Here is a 21,618-nt window from a genome sequence, read left to right as displayed (position 1 = left end):
ACGAGGACGGAAGGGAGGCCGCCATTGTCATGGAGCACAGAGGTTCCATCGCCCATGGGCATGTCGCGGCGGCGGACCATTCCAATGTCGTCCTGAGCGCCGAGCGCATTTCCAAGAGCTTCGGCGGCATCGCCGCCCTGGTCGATGTCGGCTTCGATTTGCGGCGTGGCGAGGTCCATGCCCTGATGGGCGAGAACGGCGCCGGCAAGTCGACGCTGATGAAGATCCTCTCCGGCGTCTATACCGGCTACGAAGGCACGGTCAGCGTCGATGGAAGACCGGTCAGCTTCGCCGGCGTGCGCGACGCAGAGGATGCCGGCATCGCCATCATCCACCAGGAACTCAACCTGGTGCCGGAACTCAGCGTCGCCGACAACATCTTCCTCGGCCGCGAAAAACTGATCGCCGGGCTGATCGTCGACCGCAAGGCGAGCAGCCGTGCGGCGGCCGCCCTCCTGCAGCGACTCGGCATTGAACTCGATCCGGAAGCGCGCGTCGGCGCCTTGCGCGTCGGCGAACAGCAACTGGTGGAGATCGCCAAGGCGCTGTCGATGTCGGCGCGCATCCTGATCATGGACGAGCCGACCTCGGCCCTTTCGCCCGCCGAATGCCAGCGGCTGTTCCGCATCATCCGCCAGCTTGCCGAAAGCGGTGTCGCCATCATCTACATCTCGCACCGCATCGACGAGGTGATGCATCTGGCCGGCCGCGTCACGGTGTTCCGCGACGGGCGCCATGTGCTGACGCGGCCGATGGCCGAGCTTGACGAGAATGCCATCATTTCGGCGATGGTCGGACGGGACCTGCTCGCATCCTCGCAAGAGGAGCGGGATCCCGGCGGCCGAACCGTGCTTTCGGTCAGCAATCTGTCGCTGTCGAAGCCCGACCGCCAGGGTTGGCGGCAAGTGATCGACGGCGTCGGCTTCGATCTGGCCGCGGGCGAAATCCTCGGCATAGGCGGCCTTCTGGGCTCGGGCCGCACCGAGATCATGGAAGCGATCTTCGGCTCGGGCGATGGCCGTGCCGGCGGGGATATCCAACTCGACGGCCGGTCCGTGAACATCCGCTCGCCGCGCGACGCCAGGCGGCTGGGCATCGCGCTGGTCACCGAGGACCGCAAGACGCAAGGCCTGCACTTGCAGGCCTCGATCACGGACAATGTCGCGCTGCCGCTGGTCGGGTCGCTGGCACGCTTCGGCATCCGCTCGCTGGCCGGCGAGCAGGGCCTGGCGAGGCAGGCGGTCAAGGCACTCGGCATCCGCTGCCAGGACATCGATCAGCCCGCCGGCACGCTGTCGGGCGGCAACCAGCAGAAGGTCGTCATCGGCAAGTGGCTGGCGACCAGGCCGCGCGTGCTTTTGCTGGACGAGCCGACGCGCGGCATCGATGTCGGCGCCAAGCGCGAGATCTACGACCTCATCTTCCAGTTGGCGCGCGATGGCCTGGCCATCGCGGTCATCAGTTCCGAATTGCCGGAATTGCTGCATCTCTCCGATCGCATCCTGGTGATGGCCGAGGGCCGCCAGACCGGTATTCTTTCCCGCGACGCGGCAAGCGAAGAGGCCATCATGCGCCTTGCCGCGCCGCGCCGGACGCTATCGAGACCAGCCGCATGACTGCATTGAAACTCCTGTCCCGGACCAAGCTCTATTGGGGCCTGATCGCCATCTTCCTGATCGGCGTGCTCGGCTCGCCGGTCAGTTCCAAGGGCAACAACATCTTCCTATCCTACGGCAATCTGCTCGACGTGCTGCGCCAGGTGTCGACCACCGGACTGATCGCCACCGGCATGACGGCGGTGATCATCACCGGCGGCATCGATCTCTCCGTCGGCTCGCTGATGGCCATCTGCTCGGTGGTCTGCGCCATGCTGCTGACGGTGCCGGGTGTTACACCGGGCGTCGTGCTGGGTGTGCCGACTGTCGCGCTGGTGGCGCTTTGCCTTGGTTTCGTCGTCACCCGCTTCATTTTCCTCAACGTGGAAAAGTCCCGTACCGGTCCGGATGCCGCCGCGCGCGATGTGAAGCTGGCCAGTGTTCGCGGCCTGGTCACGCCAGCAATCGTCGGCGTGTTCCTGTGCGGCCTGTCGCTATGGTACCTGCTGCCGCAGATCGAGCCCAAATTCGGCGTGCTCGGCGTGCTCTTGGTGGCGCCCTGCGTCGGCCTGCTGTTCGGCGCCATCAACGGCTTCATCATCGTTGCCGGTCGGCTGCAGCCCTTCATCGTCACGCTGGCGATGATGGTGACGGCGCTCGGTATCGCCCGGCTCACCGCCGGCCAGAACAATGCCGTGCTGCCGGTCTATACCGGCTCGAACGCCACCGCCGATTTCGAGATGCTGCGCTCGCTGGTGTTCGGCGTCATCCCGATGCCCGGCCTGTTCTTCCTCGGTGCCATCCTGATCTATGGCGCGGTGCTGCGCTTCACGCCGTTCGGCCGCTATGTCTATGCCATCGGCGGCAACGAGGAGGCGGCGCGGCTCTCAGGCATCGCCGCCGGCCGCGTCAAGATCGCCACCTATGCCGTCTCCGGCCTGCTCGCCGGCCTCGCCGCGGTGCTCTATGTGGCGCAGTACCGGCAAGGCAAGCCCGATGCCGGCGCCGGATTGGAGCTCGACGCCATCGCCGCCGTGGTCATCGGCGGAACCAGCCTCATGGGCGGACGCGGCAGCCTGATCGGCACGTTCTGCGGCGTGCTGATCTTCGGGCTGCTCTCCAACATACTGCAGCTCCACAACATCAATTCGAATCTTCAACTGGTGCTGAAGGGGATGATCATCATCGGCACCGTGCTCGTCCAGGAGCGCAATGCCGGCGATCTCCTGGCCTATCTGCGCCTGCCCGGCGGGCAACCGGCGCGCAAGGAAACGGCCGCAGCCAAGCGGCCGCCACAAGAGACCCCGTCTCTCAATCTCGGAGGAAACAAGAAATGAAACGACGTGACATGCTGAAGCTTGCCGCACTCGGCGCGGCACTGCTGACCACCACCGCGCTGCTTTCGACCGGCAACGCCTTCGCCCAGGACAAGAAGTGGAAGATCGGCTTCTCGCAGGTGACGACCATCGAGCCCTGGCGCGCCCAGTTCAACAAGGACATCATCGCCGAAGCCGCCAAGCATCCCGAGGTCGAGCTGATCATCACCGATGGCGAGGACAAGACCGAGAAGCAGGTCGCCGATGTCGAGAACCTGATCCGTCAGGAGGTCGACGCGCTTTTGGTGTCGCCGAAGGAATCCGCGGGCCTGACCGGCGTCGTGCAGCAGGCCATCGACGCCAAGATTCCGGTCTTCGTGCTCGACCGCAACGTCGACACCAAGGACTACACGCAGTTCGTCGGCGGCGATAACAAGCTGATCGGCCGCGCGGCCGGCGAATATGCCGTCGAGCTGCTCGGCGGCAAGGGCAAGGCGGCGGGCAATGTCGTCGAGATCTGGGGCGGGATGGGCACCCAGCCGGCGCATGACCGCCATGACGGCTTCCACGAATTCACCGACAAGGAGCCGGGCATCAAGTATCTGCTCGACCAGCAGTCGGGCGACTGGAAGCAGGACCAGGCCTACAATCTGATGGCCAACGCGCTGAAAACCAACGAGAAGATCGATCTCGTTTACGGCCACAACGACCCAATGGCCTACGGCGCCTATCTTGCCGCCAAGGACGTCGGCCGCGAGAAGGACATCAAGTTCATCGGCATCGACGGCTTGCCCAATGAAGGCGTGCAAATGGTGAACAAGGGCGAGCTGACGGCGACCTTCACCTATGTCACCCCCGGTGCTGAAGGCCTGCGTCAGGCGATCAAGTTCCTCAACGGCGAGAAGGTCGAGAAGACCATCACGCTGCCGACCGAGAAGATCACCAAGGAAAACGCCGCCCAGGTGCTGAAGGACAACGGACTCTGAGACGATACGCTTCTGCCGGGCGCTGATTGGCGTCCGGCAGGACCAGCCTACGCCAGCTTCGCCAGCAGCTTTGTGAACGTGGCGATCTCCTTGGCCGAGAGCGGTGCCAGCGTTTCCCTGGTGATTTCGCGGGCCAGCGGGATCAGCCGTTCGATCGCATCGCGACCCTCGGCGGTCAGATTGACCAGCAGCCGCCTTTTGTCGACCTCATGCCTGGAGAGCGCCACCAGGCCGCGTGCCTTCAGGCGGTCGATCACGCCCTTCACGGTCGCCGCGTCCATCGCGATCAGCGTGCCGAGCTGGTTCTGCGAGGTCTCGCCGACATCGCGCAGCTTGGCCAGCGCCGCGAATTGTGGCGGCGTCAGGTCGCCGATATGCGCGGCGAAGATGGACACATGGCGCTGGTGCGCCTTGCGCAGGATGAAGCCGACCTGTTCCTGGAGGAGGTAGTCATGTTCCTCAGGCTCTTCGGCCTCGACCAGCTTGAGCAGATTGTCCTCGCCGTTCACCGCAACCCGTCCCAGGCCTTGATGTCGTCGGCCGCAAGGCCACCCATGCGGTTGTGGACGCGCGGGCCGCAGGTCATGGCGAGGCAAAACAGGATCTCGTCGGGACGCGGGCCGTCGCTTATGCCGACTTCCATGGCGTCGAAATGGCTGCGCACATAGGCGGCGTTGATGTGGCCGAGCGGTACGTCGAGCTTCGAGCCGAAGGCGCCGACCTTCTTGGCCGACGGCACGATCGCCTTGGCGTCGCCGAGCCGCTCGCGCATGGCGTAGCCGCCCGGCACATGCCAGAGCGCGCCGTGTTCCAGTTCGCCCGCCGTGCCGACGATGGCGCCCTTGCCGTAGCCGTCGATCTGATTGACATCGCCGCCGAGCGCCGCGATCAGCCGGTCGCAGAGCAGCAGGCCGAGCGGCTTCAGATCGTCCATGGCGCTTTGCAGATCCTCGACATAGCGTCCCGCGAACGGGTTCCTGACCACGGCCATGGCCGCCGCCCGGCGGCGCGGTACGTCCGCGACCGGTCCGCCCTCGTGAAAGATTTCTTCGCTCAGCACCGCGACCTTGCGGATCGGAAACTCAGGCATGGGCAACTTCCTCCCTCGGATGTTTGTTGGGCGCGGAAAGTGCAACCGAGCCACTGATGCGGGCCTCACCGCCAAGAAACAGTGCCGATGCGGCAATCAGCCCGCGCCGGCGAAAATCTTCGGCGACGGCCAGGCCATTGTCCAGCGCCTGCGCCACTTCGCCAAACGCCAGCGTGCCGACGGCTTGTGTCACCAGTCGCGCGCCGAGATCGCTGTCGGGCGACAACTCCTGTGCCGGAGTGCGCTTGATGGCGGGATTGCCGGGCAGGTCGACCGCGTTGGCGATGAGCGTCGCCGCCGCATCGGCCTCTGCGCCGGTCCGCGCCAGCACGGTGACGGCGTCGGCAATGCCGAGCGAAAAGGAGCGGCCGCGCCAGCCGCTGGTGGCAACGCCGCGAACGCCGTCTTCCGCACGGATCGTGATCCGGTCGGCCATGCCGTTGCCGGTGCCGGCGACCGCCAGACCGATCGACCGGCCCGTGCCAATGTGAAGGGCGCTGTCGCCGCCATTGTTGACATAGGCGCGATCGAGCCTGCGGCCGGCAAGCAATGCGGCGAGCATTTCGTCGGCTACCGATCCTGCAACGGCCGCCATCGGTGTTATGAAGCATTCCGCCAAGGGCATGACGGCGGCTTCCATGCGGCGCGCCGTCGGGCCGTCAAAGGCGCGCGGCCGCAGGAAAAATGCCGGGAGCCGCAATTCGGGAAGCTCCTTGACCAACTCGATCAGGATCGTCTGGAAGCGCGCGACAGCCTGGGCGTAGGCGGCACGACACTCGCCCGCCTCGCCAAAGGCCTCGACGATCAGGTCGATCGGCCCGTGGTTGAGGTGCAGCCGCTTGCCGTCCTGCAGCCAGTGGACTTGCGGGCCGTCCATCACCCGGCTCCGTTCGAGGCGGCACGCCGCAATTGCGCGAGCGGCGGCCATGGATTGTCGGACGGCGCGCCGGTTCCGCGACGTGGGTTGAGATACTCGCCGCCCTTGGCGACGATATCCTCGACGCTGCGGATTTCGGCCTCGTAGCCGCCGAGCCTGATATAGTCGTCGCGGCGCAGCGTGAATTCGATCGGCGCCACCAGCGCCGGTGTCGGCACATAGCCGAAAGCGCCTTCCGGCACCTTGGTGACATCGACCATCAGCGTGATGCCGCCGCCCGGCCAGACATAGACCGGCGCGCCGCCGACCGTCACATAGGTCTTCAGGCCTTGCACCGACCGGGTGAGATTGACCGGGTTTTCGGTGACGCCGGCCCGCAGCGAACCGCCGGCGCCGCCGATGAACAGCACGGTGCACAGCGCGGGCTCGCAATTGTCCTCGATCAGATTGACCGACTTCCGCAGCCGTTCGGGAAACGGTTTTTCGACAGGCTTCAATTCGTCGTCGAGTTCGTAATAGGCGAATTGTTCGCCTGTGGTCGAAACCATCAGCAACGACAGGCCGGGTCGCGCGCCCTTCTTGGCGTTCCAGTCGCCAAGGATCGACAGCGGGTCGGAAATCGAGGTGCCGCCCCAGCCGAGGCCGGGCTCGGAAACCTTGAAATAGCGGCCCGGCGTCGAGCGGCGGCCAATGATCTTGATCCCCGTATCCTGCCAGCCCAGCACCTTGCCGGCCTGATGCTCGGAAACGACGCCGGTGATGTGGTCGTCGACCACCACCACCTCGTCGACCAGCCCGCGCCATTGCGTGGCGAACATGCCGATCGTCGCCGAGCCGCAGCCGACGCGCATGCGGTGCTCCTGCTTGCCGTCGATGACAGGTGGTTTGCCGGCTTCGACGATGATGGTGGCACCGCCGTCGATGATCAGTTCCACCGGCTTGCGGTTGCACAGATTGAGCAGCGCATCGCAGGTGGCGCGGCCTTCGGCCTTGGAGCCGCCGGTGAGGTGATGCACCCCGCCCAGCGACAGCATTTGCGAGCCGTATTCGCCTGTCGTGACATGGCCGATCGCCTCGCCCTCCGCCCGAACAACAGCCGTTTCCGGTCCGATATGACGGTCGGTATCGATCTTCACCTTGACGCCGCAATACGAAAAGATGCCTTCGGTGACGACCGTGACGAGATCGACGCCCTCGACCTCCTGGCTGACGATGAACGGCGCCGGCTTGTAGTCGGGATAGGTGGTGCCGGCGCCTATTGCCGTGACGAAGCGGCGCCCGGTGTTGACCAACTCGCCGTCCCAGGCCTCGCCTTCGGCGACGAAAGGCACGATCGCCGCGCCGGTCTCGGCCGCGTGGTCGAGGATGGTCAGAGGGTCCATCCGTACGATCCGGCCGCCGGCATTGCCGTAGCGGTCGCAGGCGCCGGTGCGGCCATCTGCGATGTAGCACATGACCGGGCAGGCATCGCAGCGGATCTTCTCCGCCACCAGCTTCTCGCCGGGATCGTGCGTTTCGAAGCGCTCGGCAAGCTCGCTCATCGGCGTGCCTCCTTTTCGCGGATGCCATCTTTTTCACGAATGCCAGCGCGCAGACGCGTCGGCGTCGCCGGAATCCTGGTGACCAGAACGCCGGTGGCGTGGCGGATGGCGTTGAGGATCGCGGGTGCGGTCGGGATCAGCACATGCTCACCCAGCCCCTTCGCGCCGAACGGGCCTTCCGGATCGGGTACCTCGACCAGGATGGTTTCGATCGGCGGCACGTCGCCTATGGTCGGAATGAGATAGTCGTGCAAATTCTCGGTCCGGCCGGGAATGTATTCTTCCATCAGCGCCATGCCGATGCCTTGCGCGATGCCGCCTTCGATCTGCCCTTCGACCAGCAGCGGGTTGATCGCCTTGCCGACATCGTGCGCGGCGGTGATTTTCAGCAGCTTCACCGTGCCGAGCTTGAGATCGACCTCGAGTTCGGCGATCTGCGCGCCGAAGCCGTACACGGCATAGGGCTTGCCTTGGCCCTTGGCATCGAGCGGCAGCGTCGGCGGATCGTAGGTCTCCTCGGCGCGGAAGACGAAGCCTTCGGCATCGACGTCGAGCGAGGCGAGATCGATGCGGCGTACGGCCTCGCCCTCGCGGATGACGATCGCCACACCATCCAGCTGGAGGGATGCCTTTTCCGAGACATTGGCAAAGCGCAGGATGTTCTCACGCAACGCGCGGCCGGCCTTCTCGGCCGCCTTGCCGGTGACGAAAGTCTGGCGCGAGGCCGAAGTCTTGCCGGCATCGGGGCTGATCGCCGTATCGGCGCTCTTCAGCCGGAATTTCTCCAGCGGCAGGCCGAGCGCGTCGGCGCAGATCTGGGTGATGACGGTGTTGGAGCCCTGGCCGATATCGACGGCGCCTTGGTGCAGGACGACCGTGCCGTCGGCCGCGATGCCGACCCGGATGGTCGATGGATTGGGCAGCGAGGTGTTGCCGCAGCCATACCAGCAGGAGGCCACGCCGACGCCGCGTTTTTTGTCCGCGTGGGCATCGTTGAACGCATCCGCGTCGGCTGTCGCGCGCGCCCAATGCGGCCGCAGCGCCTCAAGGCACTCGGCAATGCCGACGCCGGACTCCAGGCGTTGCCCGGTAACCGTTTCGGAGCCGTTCCGAAGGCAGTTTTTCAGACGAAAATCGAGGCGATCGATGCCAAGCTTGCCGGCGAGCTCGTCATAGAGCGTTTCCTGCATGATGGTCGCCTGCGGCACGCCAAAGCCGCGGAAGGCGCCGGAGATCGGGCCATGCGTATGGATGGCGCGGCCCTCGGCGCGATAGTTGGGCGTCGCATAGGGTCCGGACGCATGCACCGGCACTCGGTTGGCAACGGTCGGGCCCCAGCTGGCATAGGCGCCGGTGTTGAAATCGCCGGCAAAGGTCATGACGGTGACATGGCCTTCGGCGTCGACGCCGATGGTCGCCCGCATCTCAGCCGGATGGCGCTTGGTGGTCGATGTCATCGATTCATTGCGGGTGTAGGTCAGCGCCGCCGGTCGGCCGGTTTTCAGCGCCACGAGGCCGATCAGCGGCTGCAGCGAAACGTCGAGTTTCGAGCCGAAACCGCCGCCGGTCGCGGTCGGCACGATGCGCACCTTGTCGACGGCAAGGCCAAGCACCTTCGCCGTCTCGTCGCGGTCCATGTAGGGCGCCTGCGTGCACGCGACGACAACCAGCGTGTCGCCATCCAGATAGGCATGGCCGGCTTCCGGTTCGATATAGGCGTGCTCGACATAGGACGTTTCGATGGCGCCGCTCACGGTGAGGGCGGCATCGGCAAGCGCCGCCTCGGGATCGCCGCGCTCGACGAGGCCCGTGGTCAGAAGGTTGGCCGGGCGGTTGTCATGGATCCGTGCCGCACCTTCGGCCTGCGCTTCGCAAGATTGCAGGAAATACGGCAATTCGGTCCAGTGGACCGGGAAATCCGACAGGTCGAGATCAAGGATCGCCTCGCGCTCGCCGGCGACCAGCGCCACCGCCTCGCCGCGAAGCCGCGCAAGTCCTTCGGCCAATGCCGGCTGATCGGCGAACGGGCCGATCGCACCGAAGCAGTTCTTTCCCGGGATGTCGGCCGCCGTGAAGACACCGGCGATGCCGGGGTGTCTCTTCGCCCATCCATCGAGGTCGCCAAAGGCAAAGCTGGCGTGATAATGCGGCGAGCGGACCACCAGCACGGAAAGTGCATCGGCAGGGAAGGAATCGCCGCCGAACTTTTCGCCGCCTGTGACCTTCGGGATTCCATCTAGCCGGACTGGGGATGAGCCGACGGCGTGGCCTGAAGTTGGCATTCTGTGGTCAAGGTTGCGATCCAAATGGTGATGCTGATGCCGCCCCTCACCCTCACCCTCTCCCCGCAAGGGACGGGGAGAGGGAGGCGTCGACGCTGGAGCTTGTCCCTTCTCCCCGTCCCTATACGGGGAGAAGGTGCCGGCAGGCGGATGAGGGGCAGCGCCATCCATTGACGGTTCGAACCGCCCGGCATCCATCACCGCCGCGATGATCTTCCGGTAGCCGGTGCAGCGACAGAGAATGCCGCCCAGCGCATCCTGCACTTCGGGCTCGGTAGGGCTGGGCTTCCTGTCCAGCAATGCGGTCGCCGCGACCAGCAGCGCGGGCGTGCAGATGCCGCATTGCGCCGCGCCGTGGGCAAGGAAAGAGGCCTGCAACGCCGACAGCCTGCCGTTGGCCAGCCCCTCAACCGTCGTCACCGCGGTGCCGGCAGCGGACGCCGCCGGCATCAGGCAGGCGCAGACAGGCTCGCCATCGACCAGTACCGTGCAGGCGCCGCAATCGCCGGCATCGCAGCCGACCTTGGTGCCGGTGAGCCGCAATTCGTCGCGCAGCACCTGGGACAGCCGGCGCAGCGGCGGCACATTGACCAGGACGGCGTCGCCATTGACCGCGAAGGCGATGTCGGCGCGTTCAGGGCCGAGGCCGGGCCTGCCTTCGCCCAGATCGGGCAGGGCCACAGTCACTTCAGACGGAAGCTGGTTCATGCCGCCACCATGTTATCGTTCGTCAGGCCGGCGGCCGTCAGCACGGCGCGGGCGACAATCTCGCGCACAGCGTCGAGCCGGTATTCCGCGCTGCCGCGCACGTCGGCGATCGGCGACAGTTCCGTGATCGGTGCGGACTGGACCGCATCGCCGAGCCGGTGATCCACAGGCAATCCGAGCAGCGCCGCCTCGACGCCGGCAAGGCGCCTGGCGACTGCCGAGCACGAGCCGACGGCGATGGCCGCTTCGGTCACTGTGCCGTTCTCGACGACCAGGCGCGCCGCCACCATAGCTATGGAAATGACGAGATAGCGCCGTGCGCCGAGCTTGACGAAAGCCGACGTGCCCGTTGTAGAGGGCTTCGGCACGCGGATGGCGCTGACCATTTCCCCAGCTTGCAGGGCCGTGCGGCGGTTGCCGAGAACGAAATCCGGCAAGGGCAGGTAGCGCGTCACTGTTGCCGAACGCAGTTCGACTTCGGCATCGAGCACGAGCAGGCCCGGCACGCCATCGGCGGCCGGCGAGGCGTTGCAGAGATTGCCCGCGACCGAGGCGACGTTCTGGATTTGCGGCGAGCCGACCTCGCGCGCGGCCTGTTTCAGCGCTTCGAAGGCAGGCGGCAAGGGATGGCGGATTAGGTCGCTCCATGTCGTGCGCGCACCGATGACAAAGTGGTCATCCGTCTCGGCGATGCCGCGCAGCGCGGTGAGGCCATTGATGTCGAGGACATTGTCGCGGAACGGCTTCGTGCCTTGTGCCGGATAGAAATCCGTACCGCCGGCGAGGATGCGCCAGGCGTCCTCGCCAAGCAGCGCGAGCGCCTCATCGACCGTGGTGGGTTTCGCGTAACGGATCACGCTTTGCCTTCCCAGAGAGCGGGCCTTCCACGAATTTGGCCCTCCCAGGATTTTCCCCCGGGATCATGTCGCCGGTTTCGAACCGGAAATTCATTCGTATGCAAATGATATCAAGCCGGTGGAAATTGTCAAAGCCAGAGTTTGGGGCGTCGTCCCTGTCGGGCCGCATGCAACGAGATTGTTACGCCTTCGGAGGTTGACGCGGCCGGCCATCTGGTCAAGTTTCTGCCTCCGGTCGCAACAGCGGCATCGAGACAGAGGGAAGGAAGCCGCATGGCCGACGAAGCGCTTGTTGTCATCGACCTGCAGAACGACTTTTGCCCGGTCGGCGCGTTGGCCGTGACCGGCGGCGACGAGATCGTGCCGCTGGTCAACGACATGATCCGGCGGACTGACCATGTCGTGCTGACGCAGGACTGGCACCCCGCCGGCCATTCGAGCTTTGCCTCCAGCCATCCGGGCGCGCAGCCCTTCACCATGATCGAGATGCCCTATGGCCAGCAGACGCTGTGGCCGGACCATTGCATCCAGGGCAGCCTCGGCTCGGATTTCCATTCCGGCCTTGCCTGGACCAAGGCCGAGCTCGTCATCCGCAAGGGATTTCGCCCAGCGATCGACAGCTATTCGGCGTTCTTCGAGAACGACCACACGACGCCGACGGGTCTCGCCGGCTATCTCAGGGAGCGCGGCATCGACAGTTTGACCCTGGTCGGCCTGGCGACCGATTTCTGCGTCGGCTTTTCGGCGCTGGATGCCGTCAGCCAGGGTTTCAAAACCACCGTCAGGCTCGATGCCTGCCGTGGCATCGATCTCAATGGCTCGCTCAATGCCATGCTGCGGCGCATGCGCGATGCCGGCGTGACGCTTGAAGATCATTTGTCGGACTGAACGGACGGTGGAGCATCAGGGGGGCCTTTCGCGGATCACCGCAAGCCTGATGGCCGGCGGTGCATTTGCCGCCGCGATGCTGTTCCCGGAAGCGGCCTTCGCGGCCGAGGAACACGCATTGCCCGGCGCTTCGATGTCGCTGTGGTGGGCACTTCCCTTTGCCGGGCTGCTGCTGTCGATTGCCACCGGGCCGCTGCTGTTCCATCACGTCTGGGAGCACCACTACGGCAAGATCGCGGCGCTTTGGGCCGCGTCCGTGGTCGTGCCTTTGGCGCTTGCCTTCGGTCTGTCTTCGGCGACCGAGGCGGTACTGCACGCGCTGCTTACCGAATACATGTCCTTCATCATCCTGCTTTTTGCGCTGTTCACCATTTCGGGCGGCATTCTGGTCGCCGGCAACATCCACGGCACACCGCTGGTCAATGCCGGGCTGCTGCTGGTCGGCGCGCTGCTCGCCTCGGTCATCGGCACGACGGGCGCCTCGATGATCCTGATCCGGCCGGTCATCCGCGCCAACGACAACAGGCCGTTCAACGCCCATGTCATCGTCTTCTTCATCTTCCTGGTGTCCAATATCGGCGGCTCGCTGACGCCGCTCGGCGATCCGCCGCTGTTCGTTGGCTTCCTGCGTGGCATCGACTTCTTCTGGACGACCACGAACCTCTATCGGGAAACGCTGTTCGTCGGCGGCCTGGTGCTGGCGGCGTTCCTGGCGATCGACATCATCCTGCACCGGCGCGAGGCAGGCGCGCCGAAGATCAAGGACCCGACACCGGATTCCAGGATACGCATTCGAGGCCTGCCAAACATTCCGCTGCTGGCCGGGGTCATCGGCGCCATCCTGCTGTCGGCGACATGGAAGCCTGAGATCAGCGTCTCCATTCATGGCGTGACGCTGGAACTGCAGAACCTGGTGCGCGACGCCGTCATCCTGGCGCTCGCCTTCATCTCGCTGGCGGTTTCGCGCAAGGAATACCGCGAGGCGAACGGCTTCAACTGGGGACCGATCGCGGAAGTGGCGAAACTGTTTGCCGGCATCTTCATCTGCATCGTGCCGGTCATCGCCATTTTGAGAGCCGGCCATGAGGGCGCGCTGGCGCCGCTGGTCGCGCTCGTCACCTCGGCGCAAGGCACGCCCAACGACCTCGCCTATTTCTGGCTGACCGGAGCGCTGTCGTCCTTCCTCGACAATGCGCCGACCTACCTGGTGTTCTTTGAACTTGCCGGGGGCGATCCACGCCACCTGATGGCCGAATTCGCCTCGACGCTTGCGGCGATCTCGGCGGGTGCGGTGTTCATGGGCGCCAACACCTATATCGGCAATGCGCCCAACTTCATGGTCTACGCCATCGCCCGGCAGCGCGGCGTCGAGATGCCTGGCTTCTTCGGCTATATGCTGTGGTCCGGACTGGTACTGATTCCGACCTTCCTGGTCGCGGGCTTTCTGTTTTTCGGCTGATCAACCGACGCCGACATAGCGCCTGACCGCCGAAGGGTCGGCGCGCAGTTCCTCGACATCGACCGTCTCGCGGTTGCGGCCATTCTCGATGAACGAGACGCGGTCGGCGACCGACAGCACGGCATCGACGCGCTGCTCGACCAGTATGGTCGAGACGCCCATGTCGCGCAGCTTCGACACCGTCTCGCGGATCTTGGCGATCATTGACGGCATCAGCCCTTCGGTCGGTTCGTCGAGCAAGAGCACCTGCGGTTCGAGGCAGAGCGCGCGCGCCATCGCCAGCATCTGCTGCTCGCCGCCGGACAAGGTGCCCGAACGTTGCCGCAGCCGCTGGCGCAGCAGCGGGAAGAGGTCGAACACGGTTTCCCGCACGGCCTTGCCCTTGCCGCGCGCCATCAGCCCGATCTCGATGTTTTCGGCCACCGTCATCTCGGCGAACAGCCTCCTGCCCTGCGGTACATAGGCGACGCCGGCCTTCGGCACTTCGTGCGCCGGCAGGCCGGTCAGTTCCCGGCCGGCGAGCTTGATCGAGCCGGCACTCGAAGGAAGCAGGCCCATGATCGCCTTCAGCGTCGTCGTCTTGCCGGCGCCGTTGCGGCCGAACAGGCACAGCACCTCGCCCTTGTTCAGCATGAGGTCGAGGCTGTAGAGCACCTGGACCTGGCCGTAGAAGCAGTCCAGTCCCGCGATCACCAGCGCTTCAGACTTTGTCTCCGCCTTGTTCGTTTCGGTCATGGGGCGCTCCCCAGATAGGCCTCCTGTACCGCTACGTTCGCGCGGATCGCTTCCGGCGTGCCTTCGGCAAGGATCCTGCCGGCATTGAAGACGGTGATGCGATCGGCGAGCTGCATGACGACGGGCATGTTATGTTCGATCAGCAGCACGGTGGCGTTTTTGGCGATCTCGCGCACCAGGGTGATGAAATTGTCGATCTCAGAGTCGGCCAGGCCTTGCGTCGGCTCGTCGAGGATCAGCAGACGCGGCTTCAACGCCAGCCCCATCGCCACCTCCAGCAGGCGCTGGTGGCCATAGGACAATTGCCCGGCCGGCATATGGGCGCGGTCGGCCAGGCCGGTGCGTTCGAGCGCCGCCATGACGGCGGCCTGTATCGCGCTCTTGGAAGGGCCATGCCGCAACGTCAGTTGCGCGGGCAGCGCGACGTTGGCGTAAACGGACAGGTTGGCATAGACGCTGGTGATCTGGAACGTGTAGGCGATGCCCATGCGGACGCGGGCATAGGCAGGCAGGCCCGTAATATCGGCGCCGTCGAAGACGATCGTGCCGGAAGACGGCTGGATGCGGCCGCTGACCAGGCTGACGAAGGTGGTCTTCCCCGCTCCGTTGGGGCCGATCACGGCGCGAATCTCGCCGGGAGTCAGGGTGAAATCGACGCCGTCGACGGCGCGCAAGCCGCCGAAATCGCGCGACAGGCCCTTGGTGATCAAAAGCGGCGTCATGGCAGCCACCCGAGCCAGCGCTGACGGATGCTGCCGAGAATGCCCTTGGGGAAAAACAGCACCAGCAGGATGAGCGCGATGCCAACGATCAGCAGATAGGCCGATGTGTAGCCGCTGGTGACGTCGATGACATAGTACATGAAGACCGTGCCGATCAGCGGCCCGAGCGTCGTGGCGGCACCGCCAAGAAGCACCCACAGCAGCGGCAGGATCGAATACTGCACCGAGGCGAAGCTCGAGCCCACATAGCCGAACAGCAGCGCGTAGGCTGCGCCTGAGGCGGCACAGATGGTGCCGGAGACGACGACGGCGGCAAGCTTGTTGGAGAAGGTGTCGTAGCCCAGCATCTTCGTCCGCTCCTCGTTCTCGCGGATGGCGATCAGCACGCGGCCATGTCGGGAGCGGACGATGCCCAGCGTGATCAGCAGCACTATCGAGAACAGCGCCAGCGCTGTCATGTAGCGCACGGTCGGATTGGTGAGGTCAAGCGCGGCCGCGCCGAATGTGAGGACACGCGCCGGCTGCGGCACGACCATGCCCTGGTCGCCGCCGGTCCATGAAGAGAAATAGAGGATGACGAGATAAAACACCTGCGCGAACATCATGGTGACGATCATGAAGGCGACGCCCGTGGTGCGTAGTGCAAGGAGGCCGATCACCAGCGCCAGCACCGCGCCGCAGGCAATCCCGCCGAGGAAGGCCAGCGGCACGCCCCAGCCGAGCTGGATGACCGCAAGGCCGGCGCCGTAGAGCCCGGCGCCGAAGAACATGGCATGGCCGAGGCTGAGCAGGCCGACATAGCCGAACAGCATGTTGTAGCCCATGGCGAACACCGCCAGCACCATGATGCGGGCGAGAAGGCCATGATAGTACTCAGGCAGCACGAAGCTCAGCAGGAAGAGCAGCGCGATGACGCAGAGATGCAGCGCATAGGCCTTTGCCGGCGAAGCTTCGCTCATCGCGATGCCGTCCCGAACAGGCCTTGCGGCCGGAACACCAGCACCATGGCGACCAGCAGCGTGGCGATGATCTTGGCCAGGGTCGGCGAGAAGAACATCGAGATGATGCCATCGGACAGGCCGATCAGCACGGCGGCGACGACGGTGCCGCGCAGCGAGCCGAGGCCGCCGATGATGACGACGATGAAGGAAAGCAGCAGCGGGTCCTGTCCCATCAGATAATGCGCCTGGCTGATCGGCACGATCAGCACCGCGGCGACCGCCGCCAGCATGGCGCCGAGCGCGAAGACGCCGCCGTAGACGCGGTCGACCGGGATGCCGAAAGCCTGCGCCGTCTCGCTGTCATACTGGGTGGCGCGCATGATGAGGCCGATCCTGGTGCGTGTCAGCACCAGCCATGTGGCGATCAAGAGAAGCGCGGAAGCCGCGATGATGGACAGTTTGTAGCCGGAGTAGCCGAACCACGGCAAAAGGATGCGGTAGCTGAACGGCGGCTCCACCGGCCGCGCCTCCGGACCATAGAAGGTCAGCGCCAGCTGCTGGATGATGTAGAGCATGCCGATGGTGGCGACGATAGTGGCTTCCGGATTGTAGTTGAGCCGGCGCAGCACCAGCCGCTCGGCGACCAGCGCGATGGCGCCGACGATCAGCGGCGCTATCACCAGTGCCGCCAGGAAACCCAATGCCGGATGGCCCGATATCGCCGTCGAGATCGCCCAGGCGAGCACCGCGCCCAGCATGAAGAACTCGCCATGCGCGACATTGACCACCCGCATCACGCCGAACACCAGCGACAGCCCAAGCGCCGTCAGCGCCAGTACGGCGGAGGTGACGAGGCCTTCGAGGGCGGCAAGGAGGAGATGGGGTCCGAAATGCATTCAGGGCGCCCTTAACCCTGCCCCTTGTGGGAAGGGTGACCGCAAGGCGGTCGGGTGGAGGGTGGGGCGCGGGCCGTCGCGACCCCCACCCCGTCTCTTAGGCCTCGCAAAAACGCGAACCCTATTCGCCGACCCTCCCCACAAGGGGAGGGCAAGGCGCCTCACAGCGCCTGCGTCGTATAGTCCCCTTCGGCCTCGTAAAGCCCGTCCTCGATCTTGGTCTTGTGCACGACCTTCAGCTTGCCGCCTTCGACCTTGGAGATGTTCTGGATGCCAAAACACTGGTGGATCTTGCCGTTGAAGGTTTTCGGCCCCTGCGGATGCTCCGGGCCTTCGGCGAAGGCTGTCAGCGCCTCGGTCGCCTCGACCAGCTTGGCGCGGTCTTCCGGACCCTTGTAGCCGGCATCTTCCATCGCCTTCTTGACGACGTAGAGTGTCTCCCAGCAGCCGAACATGTGCGCGGCGGTGGAGACGTCCTTGGGGTCGCCGACGGCGGCGCCATTGTCGTCGATGCCGACGGCGGCGCGATAGGCTTTCTGCGCCTCGGTATCATCAGCCTGGGCATAACGCGGCGAGCCTTCCCAGAAATGGCTGCCGTCGAGGAATTCCAGCCCCGGGCTGTTGATGTCGACGGCCTCGAGCGAATCGATGAAGCCGAACAGTTGCGGCCGGTTGGAGCCGTAGAACTCGCCGAGTTCCTTGACGAAGGTGAGCACCGCGGGACCGACCATCACGTGGTAGATCACCTCGGTCTCGGCCGGGATCTGCGGGAAATACTTGGTGAAGGACGATTCCGTCGGCGGGATCGCGATCTGCGCGATGACATCGGCGCCCTGCGCCTTCAGCGCCGGCGGCAGATAGTCGCGATGATCGTAGCCGAAAGCGAAATCGGGGAAGATCTGCGTCACCTTCTTGCCGGCATTGGCCGCGATCCACGGCGCCATCGACTGGATCTGGCTTTTCACGTCGGTGATGCCGGGCTGGAAGACGTAGCGGTTGAGCTTGGTCGAGGCGACGTGGTGGCCTTCGCTGACGACGAAATAGGGCATCTTGGCCTCGCCGGCTGCGGGCGCCGAGCCGATGACGACGTGCGAAAACAGTGTGCCGAAAACGATGTCGGTCTTGTGCTGGGTGGCGAATTTGCCAACCACCTCGGCGCCGCGGCCGGGATCTGTGCCGTCATCCTCGATGATGACCTCGACCTGACGGCCATTGATGCCGCCGGCGGCGTTGATCGCCTTGACCGCGGCGGCGGTGGTCTTCTCGTACCAGCGGCCATAGGCGGCACCGATGCCGGTCCGGTGCGACTGGAAGCCGATCTTGATCGGCGCCGAACTCTGCGCCTGGGAATAGCGGACGAAGCCGGGCGCCATGGCAATGCCGGCGCCCGCTGCCAGGCCTTTCAGCGCCGTGCGGCGGGTGAGACCGGTTTTCGGGAGGTTGAAGGTCTTGCTCTTGTCCATATGCCGTTCCCCTTGTTCAGCGTTAGGAGCGCAAAGTCCGCTCATGTCCGGAAGTCGAAAAATTGCATGTGTACAAACTAAATCACCAAAGTCCGGACACGGCAATGCTGGTTCCCTAGGGGAATCCCGGTTTATTTTCCAGCGCAAATGCCTCAGCCGACCGTCGGCGTGGCGAGCAGCCAGAGACCGAAGACCGTGTAGGCGATCATCAGCAGGGTGAGCGGAAACTGGCTGAACGCGGCGCGGGCGGGCTGCGGGTGCAGGCGCCAGGCGAAGCCGTGGGCGACGAGGACGGCGAGCACATGGCCAAGGATGATGGCACCGGCCTGGATGTTCCACAACCACCAGGCCGACGCCGCGCCGGCGACGATGCCGGCCTCGACCTGCATGTCGGCGGTGCCGAACAGGTTCCAGCCGAGCGCGAACGGGTCGGACAGGGCGGCTAGCGCATACTGGCCGTCGACCAGCAGCGCCGTCAGATAGTGCGCGACATGATAGGCGAGCGCGATCGGCACGATCGACCAGACCAGCAGCCCGGCTGCCTGGGTGAGCGGCGGTCCACTGCCGGCAAGACGTTGGCCGAGCACGACGGCCAAAAGGAACACCGCCGCCAGCAGGACGAATGTCAGCACGAGACCGAGACTGCCACTGCCGATCACCGCCGTGCGGCCTGGGAATTCGAGCGGATTGACGCCGAACAGGCCAAGCCAGAAGAAGGTCTTCGACAGGCCGTCGAAGGAGACCGAGGACAGGGTCAGCAGCAGGAAGGCGATGCCGCTGGGCGGTAACGGCTCCGCCGCCAGCAGCTTGGCGCCTGGCCAGCACAGCGCAAGCCGGCCCTTCTCGTCGCGCTCGACAGGCGCGAAACGCGCCACCATGGAGAAGAAGATGGTCAGGAACTCACCGCTGCGGCTCCAGGCGCGATAGCCGAACATCAGCATGGCCAGGAAAGAGAACAGCCAGTAGATGCCGGCGGCAAGGGCAAGCCTTGCCGGGTCGTCGGGCGCCGGATCGATGAGTTCGAACCAGGCAAAGGCGAAGAACAGGATGACGGCCGGCCAGCAGCCGATCCACCGGGGAAGACGCCACGGCCCCTCATCGCTTGCGCCGCGCAGGCGCGAGGCGAGGCGCCACGGCCCGACCCAAGGGTTGAGCCATGACCAGATGTCGCCGACAGCGCCTTGCAGCAGCGTGAGGCCGGCCCACAACAGCGTCCAGATCACCAGCGGCAATGGATTGGAGAGCGGGTCGCGGCTGCCGAAAAGGCCGGCGGCGATGAGAGTTGCAAAGCCGGCAAAGGATATCAGGCTGAGGGACGTGCGGGCGGTATCGCCGAAGGTCAAAAGCGGCAGTCGCTGGCGCCAGAAACGATCGATGAAAGCCGCCGGCAGCAGCGCCAGCACGAGGAAGCTGACGGCCACGGCGAACGCGCCGCCGACAAGGTAGTAGCCGGTCGGGAGGAGCAGGACGTGGCCTCGGTCGGAGGCGTGGGCGAAGGCGCGAGTGGGGAGGAGGGCTAGCAGTGCGACGGCGAAAGCGAATCCGTGAAGACGGCGCTCTACGGCGCTCCCCTCTGTCCTGCCAGATATTTCCCCCTCGAGGGGGGAGATCATGCTGCCATTTTCGGACGGGAGCCTCTGCCGCCGACGACTGGCGCCTGTTCGGATAACTTGGCACCCTTCCTCTCCCCCGTCGATCGGGGGAGAGGTGTCGAGCGTAGCTCGACGGAGTGGGGGTCGACCCTGGCGCGGGTCGAGCGTGGTCCTCTTTCTTATGTCCGTTGTGGCGGTTGCCAAGTGGTTCCCCCACTCCGTCGCCGCTTCGCGGCGCCACCTCTCCCCCCTCCGGAGGGAGAGGAAAGGAGCCTCTGTCGGCAGGACAGAAGGGGGCGTGAAGGAACTCGAACTATCCATGAGTCCGATCTTGGCTCACACCTTGACCAGTTGCTCCACGCGGTCCTTCTCGCCGAAAATCCTGAGATAGCGCTGGATTTCCTTCTCGTCGCCGGTCGCCTTGGCTGGATTGTCGGAAAGCTTCACCGCCGGCCGGCCATTGGCTTCGGTGACCTTGCAGACCAGCGATATGGCATCCAGGCTGTTGGTTTCCGTCGGCGCGCAGCCCTCGAAATCATTGGTGAGGTTGGTGCCCCAGCCGAAGGACATGCGCACCTTGCCCTCGAAGTGGCGGTAGGTCTCCTCGATGGTTTCCACCTCCAGGCCGTCGGAGAAGATCAGCAGTTTCTGCTTGGGATCCTTGCCCTTCTCGCGCCACCAGGAAAGGATCTTTTCGCCGCCCTCGATCGGCGGGGCGCTGTCGGGGCGAAAACCGGTCCAGTCGGCCACCCAGTCCGGCGCGTCGCGCAGGAAGGAGGCGGTGCCGAAAGCGTCGGGCAGCACGATCAGCAGATTGCCGCCATAGTAGCGCTGCCAGTCCTGCAGCACCTTGTACGGGGACTGTTTCAGCTCCTTCTCCGAATTGGCAAGCGCCGCGAACACCATAGGCAATTCGTGTGCGTTGGTGCCGAGCGCTTCGAGGTCGTTGTCCATCGCAAGCAGCACGTTGGAGGTGCCGGTGAAGGCCTCGCCGATACCTTCCTTGAGCGCTTCGACACACCAGCGCTGCCACAGGAAGGAGTGCCGCCGGCGCGTGCCGAAGTCGGAAATGCGGATGCTGGGCAGCGCCTTCAGGCGCTCGGTCTTGGCCCACATCTTGGCCTTGGCGCGGGCATAGAGCACATCGAGCGCGAAGGGCCCGAAGGCCCGCATCGCCGCGCGGGATCGCAGTTCGTTGATGATGGCGAGCGCCGGGATTTCCCACAGCGTGGTGTACATCCACGGGCCGCTGAAGGAGAGCTCATACTGCCCGTCACGCTTGGACAGTTCGTAGTCGGGCAACCGGAAACCTTCCAGCCAGGCGAGGAATTCCGGCTCGAAGATCTGCTTGCGGCCGTAGAAATTGTTGCCGCCCAGCCAGATCATCTCCTTCTTGGAGAAGCGCAAGGTGCGGGCATGATCGAGTTGTTCGCGCAACTCGCCTTCATCGATATCGTCGGCCAGCCGCACCGAAGTGGTGCGGTTGATCAGCGAGAAGGTGGCCTCGACCTTGGGGTACATCCCCCAGATCATCTGCAGCATCAGAAGCTTGTAGAAATCCGTGTCGAGCAGACTGCGCACGATCGGATCGAGCTTCCAGGTGTGGTTGTAGACGCGCCGCGCAATATCGGTCTTAGCCATGTTTCAACGCCGCCTTCGCTGCCTGCCAT

General features: G+C 65.1%; 18 protein-coding genes. 5 read left to right on the top strand and 13 right to left on the bottom strand.

All coding sequences use genetic code 11. The features are described 5' to 3' along the window. The first annotated feature begins 29 nt into the window (after window positions 1-29). From EB230_RS03300 to EB230_RS03290, 3 genes are read left to right on the top strand one after another with little or no spacing between them, the layout of a single operon-like run. A complete protein-coding gene (locus tag EB230_RS03300; protein ID WP_172371342.1) occupies window positions 30-1,616 on the top strand; it encodes a sugar ABC transporter ATP-binding protein in 1,587 nt (528 codons plus the stop codon). Continuing rightward, window positions 1,613-2,932 carry an ABC transporter permease gene (locus EB230_RS03295; RefSeq protein ID WP_172371340.1) on the top strand — a complete coding sequence of 440 codons (1,320 nt, stop codon included), beginning with the start codon at window positions 1,613-1,615 and terminating at the stop codon, window positions 2,930-2,932. Before EB230_RS03300 ends, EB230_RS03295 begins: the two co-directional genes overlap by 4 nt. Then, window positions 2,929-3,897, top strand: a complete 969-nt coding sequence (locus EB230_RS03290; protein WP_056568429.1) for a substrate-binding domain-containing protein — start codon at window positions 2,929-2,931, stop codon at window positions 3,895-3,897. Before EB230_RS03295 ends, EB230_RS03290 begins: the two co-directional genes overlap by 4 nt. Before the next feature lie 47 nt (window positions 3,898-3,944). On the opposite strand, the gene EB230_RS03285 is transcribed toward EB230_RS03290, so the two are convergent. Genes EB230_RS03285 through EB230_RS03260 form a run of 6 tightly spaced genes read right to left on the bottom strand, consistent with a single transcriptional unit; the run spans window position 3,945 to window position 11,252 of the window. After that, complete coding sequence (locus EB230_RS03285; RefSeq protein WP_056568432.1) at window positions 3,945-4,406, bottom strand: MarR family transcriptional regulator; 462 nt, start codon at window positions 4,404-4,406, stop codon at window positions 3,945-3,947. Further along, window positions 4,403-4,987 carry an amino acid synthesis family protein gene (locus EB230_RS03280; protein ID WP_172371338.1) on the bottom strand — a complete coding sequence of 195 codons (585 nt, stop codon included), beginning with the start codon at window positions 4,985-4,987 and terminating at the stop codon, window positions 4,403-4,405. Before EB230_RS03280 ends, EB230_RS03285 begins: the two co-directional genes overlap by 4 nt. Then, window positions 4,980-5,864: a thiamine biosynthesis protein ApbE gene (locus tag EB230_RS03275; RefSeq protein WP_056568439.1), complete on the bottom strand. Its 885-nt coding sequence runs from the start codon at window positions 5,862-5,864 to the stop codon at window positions 4,980-4,982. The genes EB230_RS03280 and EB230_RS03275 overlap by 8 nt, the downstream gene beginning before the upstream one ends. Continuing rightward, window positions 5,864-7,405, bottom strand: coding sequence for a 6-hydroxynicotinate reductase (locus EB230_RS03270; RefSeq protein WP_172371336.1), 1,542 nt, complete (start codon window positions 7,403-7,405; stop codon window positions 5,864-5,866). Before EB230_RS03270 ends, EB230_RS03275 begins: the two co-directional genes overlap by 1 nt. Next, window positions 7,402-10,395 (bottom strand): molybdopterin-dependent oxidoreductase, encoded by a 2,994-nt coding sequence (locus EB230_RS03265; protein ID WP_246738908.1) that lies wholly within the window; start codon window positions 10,393-10,395, stop codon window positions 7,402-7,404. Before EB230_RS03265 ends, EB230_RS03270 begins: the two co-directional genes overlap by 4 nt. After that, window positions 10,392-11,252, bottom strand: a complete 861-nt coding sequence (locus EB230_RS03260; protein ID WP_172371334.1) for a xanthine dehydrogenase family protein subunit M — start codon at window positions 11,250-11,252, stop codon at window positions 10,392-10,394. Before EB230_RS03260 ends, EB230_RS03265 begins: the two co-directional genes overlap by 4 nt. Before the next feature lie 273 nt (window positions 11,253-11,525). Between EB230_RS03260 and pncA the strand changes: the two genes are divergently transcribed. Next, window positions 11,526-12,140, top strand: a complete 615-nt coding sequence (pncA, locus tag EB230_RS03255) for a bifunctional nicotinamidase/pyrazinamidase (RefSeq protein WP_172371332.1) — start codon at window positions 11,526-11,528, stop codon at window positions 12,138-12,140. 49 nt (window positions 12,141-12,189) lie between these two features. After that, complete coding sequence (locus EB230_RS03250; protein WP_172371330.1) at window positions 12,190-13,599, top strand: sodium:proton antiporter; 1,410 nt, start codon at window positions 12,190-12,192, stop codon at window positions 13,597-13,599. On the opposite strand, the gene EB230_RS03245 is transcribed toward EB230_RS03250, so the two are convergent. The 7 genes from EB230_RS03245 to pncB form a co-directional block, all read right to left on the bottom strand. Continuing rightward, the gene (locus EB230_RS03245) at window positions 13,600-14,334 is read right to left on the bottom strand and encodes an ABC transporter ATP-binding protein (protein WP_172371328.1); all 735 of its coding nucleotides are present in this window, start codon (window positions 14,332-14,334) and stop codon (window positions 13,600-13,602) included. After that, entirely contained in the window at window positions 14,331-15,056 is a 726-nt protein-coding gene (locus tag EB230_RS03240; RefSeq protein WP_172371326.1) for an ABC transporter ATP-binding protein, read from the bottom strand. The genes EB230_RS03245 and EB230_RS03240 overlap by 4 nt, the downstream gene beginning before the upstream one ends. Beyond that, window positions 15,053-16,015 (bottom strand): branched-chain amino acid ABC transporter permease, encoded by a 963-nt coding sequence (locus tag EB230_RS03235; RefSeq protein WP_172371324.1) that lies wholly within the window; start codon window positions 16,013-16,015, stop codon window positions 15,053-15,055. The genes EB230_RS03240 and EB230_RS03235 overlap by 4 nt, the downstream gene beginning before the upstream one ends. Continuing rightward, window positions 16,012-16,893 carry a branched-chain amino acid ABC transporter permease gene (locus tag EB230_RS03230; RefSeq protein WP_172371322.1) on the bottom strand — a complete coding sequence of 294 codons (882 nt, stop codon included), beginning with the start codon at window positions 16,891-16,893 and terminating at the stop codon, window positions 16,012-16,014. Before EB230_RS03230 ends, EB230_RS03235 begins: the two co-directional genes overlap by 4 nt. A 161-nt stretch (window positions 16,894-17,054) precedes the next feature. Continuing rightward, window positions 17,055-18,356 carry an ABC transporter substrate-binding protein gene (locus EB230_RS03225; protein ID WP_172371320.1) on the bottom strand — a complete coding sequence of 434 codons (1,302 nt, stop codon included), beginning with the start codon at window positions 18,354-18,356 and terminating at the stop codon, window positions 17,055-17,057. A gap of 152 nt (window positions 18,357-18,508) precedes the next feature. Continuing rightward, complete coding sequence (locus EB230_RS03220; RefSeq protein WP_348646677.1) at window positions 18,509-19,777, bottom strand: hypothetical protein; 1,269 nt, start codon at window positions 19,775-19,777, stop codon at window positions 18,509-18,511. Between the two features lie 507 nt (window positions 19,778-20,284). Beyond that, window positions 20,285-21,589 carry a nicotinate phosphoribosyltransferase gene (pncB, locus tag EB230_RS03215; RefSeq protein ID WP_056568475.1) on the bottom strand — a complete coding sequence of 435 codons (1,305 nt, stop codon included), beginning with the start codon at window positions 21,587-21,589 and terminating at the stop codon, window positions 20,285-20,287. Window positions 21,590-21,618 lie beyond the last annotated feature (29 nt).

The organism is Mesorhizobium sp. NZP2234 (genome assembly GCF_013170765.1).
GTDB classification, from domain to species: domain Bacteria; phylum Pseudomonadota; class Alphaproteobacteria; order Rhizobiales; family Rhizobiaceae; genus Mesorhizobium; species Mesorhizobium loti_D.
The sequence above is the reverse complement of the archived record's forward strand: the minus strand, read 5'-3'. Positions and strand labels throughout refer to the sequence as shown.

Excerpts from the sequence above, each read along its gene's own strand:
- EB230_RS03300 (WP_172371342.1), top strand. The coding sequence starts at position 30 with ATGGAGCACAGAGGTTCCATCGCCCATGGGCATGTCGCGGCGGCGGAC.
- EB230_RS03295 (WP_172371340.1), top strand. The coding sequence starts at position 1,613 with ATGACTGCATTGAAACTCCTGTCCCGGACCAAGCTCTATTGGGGCCTG.
- EB230_RS03290 (WP_056568429.1), top strand. The coding sequence starts at position 2,929 with ATGAAACGACGTGACATGCTGAAGCTTGCCGCACTCGGCGCGGCACTG.
- EB230_RS03280 (WP_172371338.1), bottom strand. The coding sequence starts at position 4,987 with ATGCCTGAGTTTCCGATCCGCAAGGTCGCGGTGCTGAGCGAAGAAATC.
- EB230_RS03275 (WP_056568439.1), bottom strand. The coding sequence starts at position 5,864 with ATGGACGGCCCGCAAGTCCACTGGCTGCAGGACGGCAAGCGGCTGCAC.
- EB230_RS03270 (WP_172371336.1), bottom strand. The coding sequence starts at position 7,405 with ATGAGCGAGCTTGCCGAGCGCTTCGAAACGCACGATCCCGGCGAGAAG.
- EB230_RS03265 (WP_246738908.1), bottom strand. The coding sequence starts at position 10,395 with ATGAACCAGCTTCCGTCTGAAGTGACTGTGGCCCTGCCCGATCTGGGC.
- pncA (WP_172371332.1), top strand. The coding sequence starts at position 11,526 with ATGGCCGACGAAGCGCTTGTTGTCATCGACCTGCAGAACGACTTTTGC.
- EB230_RS03250 (WP_172371330.1), top strand. The coding sequence starts at position 12,190 with ATGGCCGGCGGTGCATTTGCCGCCGCGATGCTGTTCCCGGAAGCGGCC.
- EB230_RS03245 (WP_172371328.1), bottom strand. The coding sequence starts at position 14,334 with ATGACCGAAACGAACAAGGCGGAGACAAAGTCTGAAGCGCTGGTGATC.
- EB230_RS03240 (WP_172371326.1), bottom strand. The coding sequence starts at position 15,056 with ATGACGCCGCTTTTGATCACCAAGGGCCTGTCGCGCGATTTCGGCGGC.
- EB230_RS03235 (WP_172371324.1), bottom strand. The coding sequence starts at position 16,015 with ATGAGCGAAGCTTCGCCGGCAAAGGCCTATGCGCTGCATCTCTGCGTC.
- EB230_RS03230 (WP_172371322.1), bottom strand. The coding sequence starts at position 16,893 with ATGCATTTCGGACCCCATCTCCTCCTTGCCGCCCTCGAAGGCCTCGTC.
- EB230_RS03225 (WP_172371320.1), bottom strand. The coding sequence starts at position 18,356 with ATGGACAAGAGCAAGACCTTCAACCTCCCGAAAACCGGTCTCACCCGC.
- pncB (WP_056568475.1), bottom strand. The coding sequence starts at position 21,589 with ATGGCTAAGACCGATATTGCGCGGCGCGTCTACAACCACACCTGGAAG.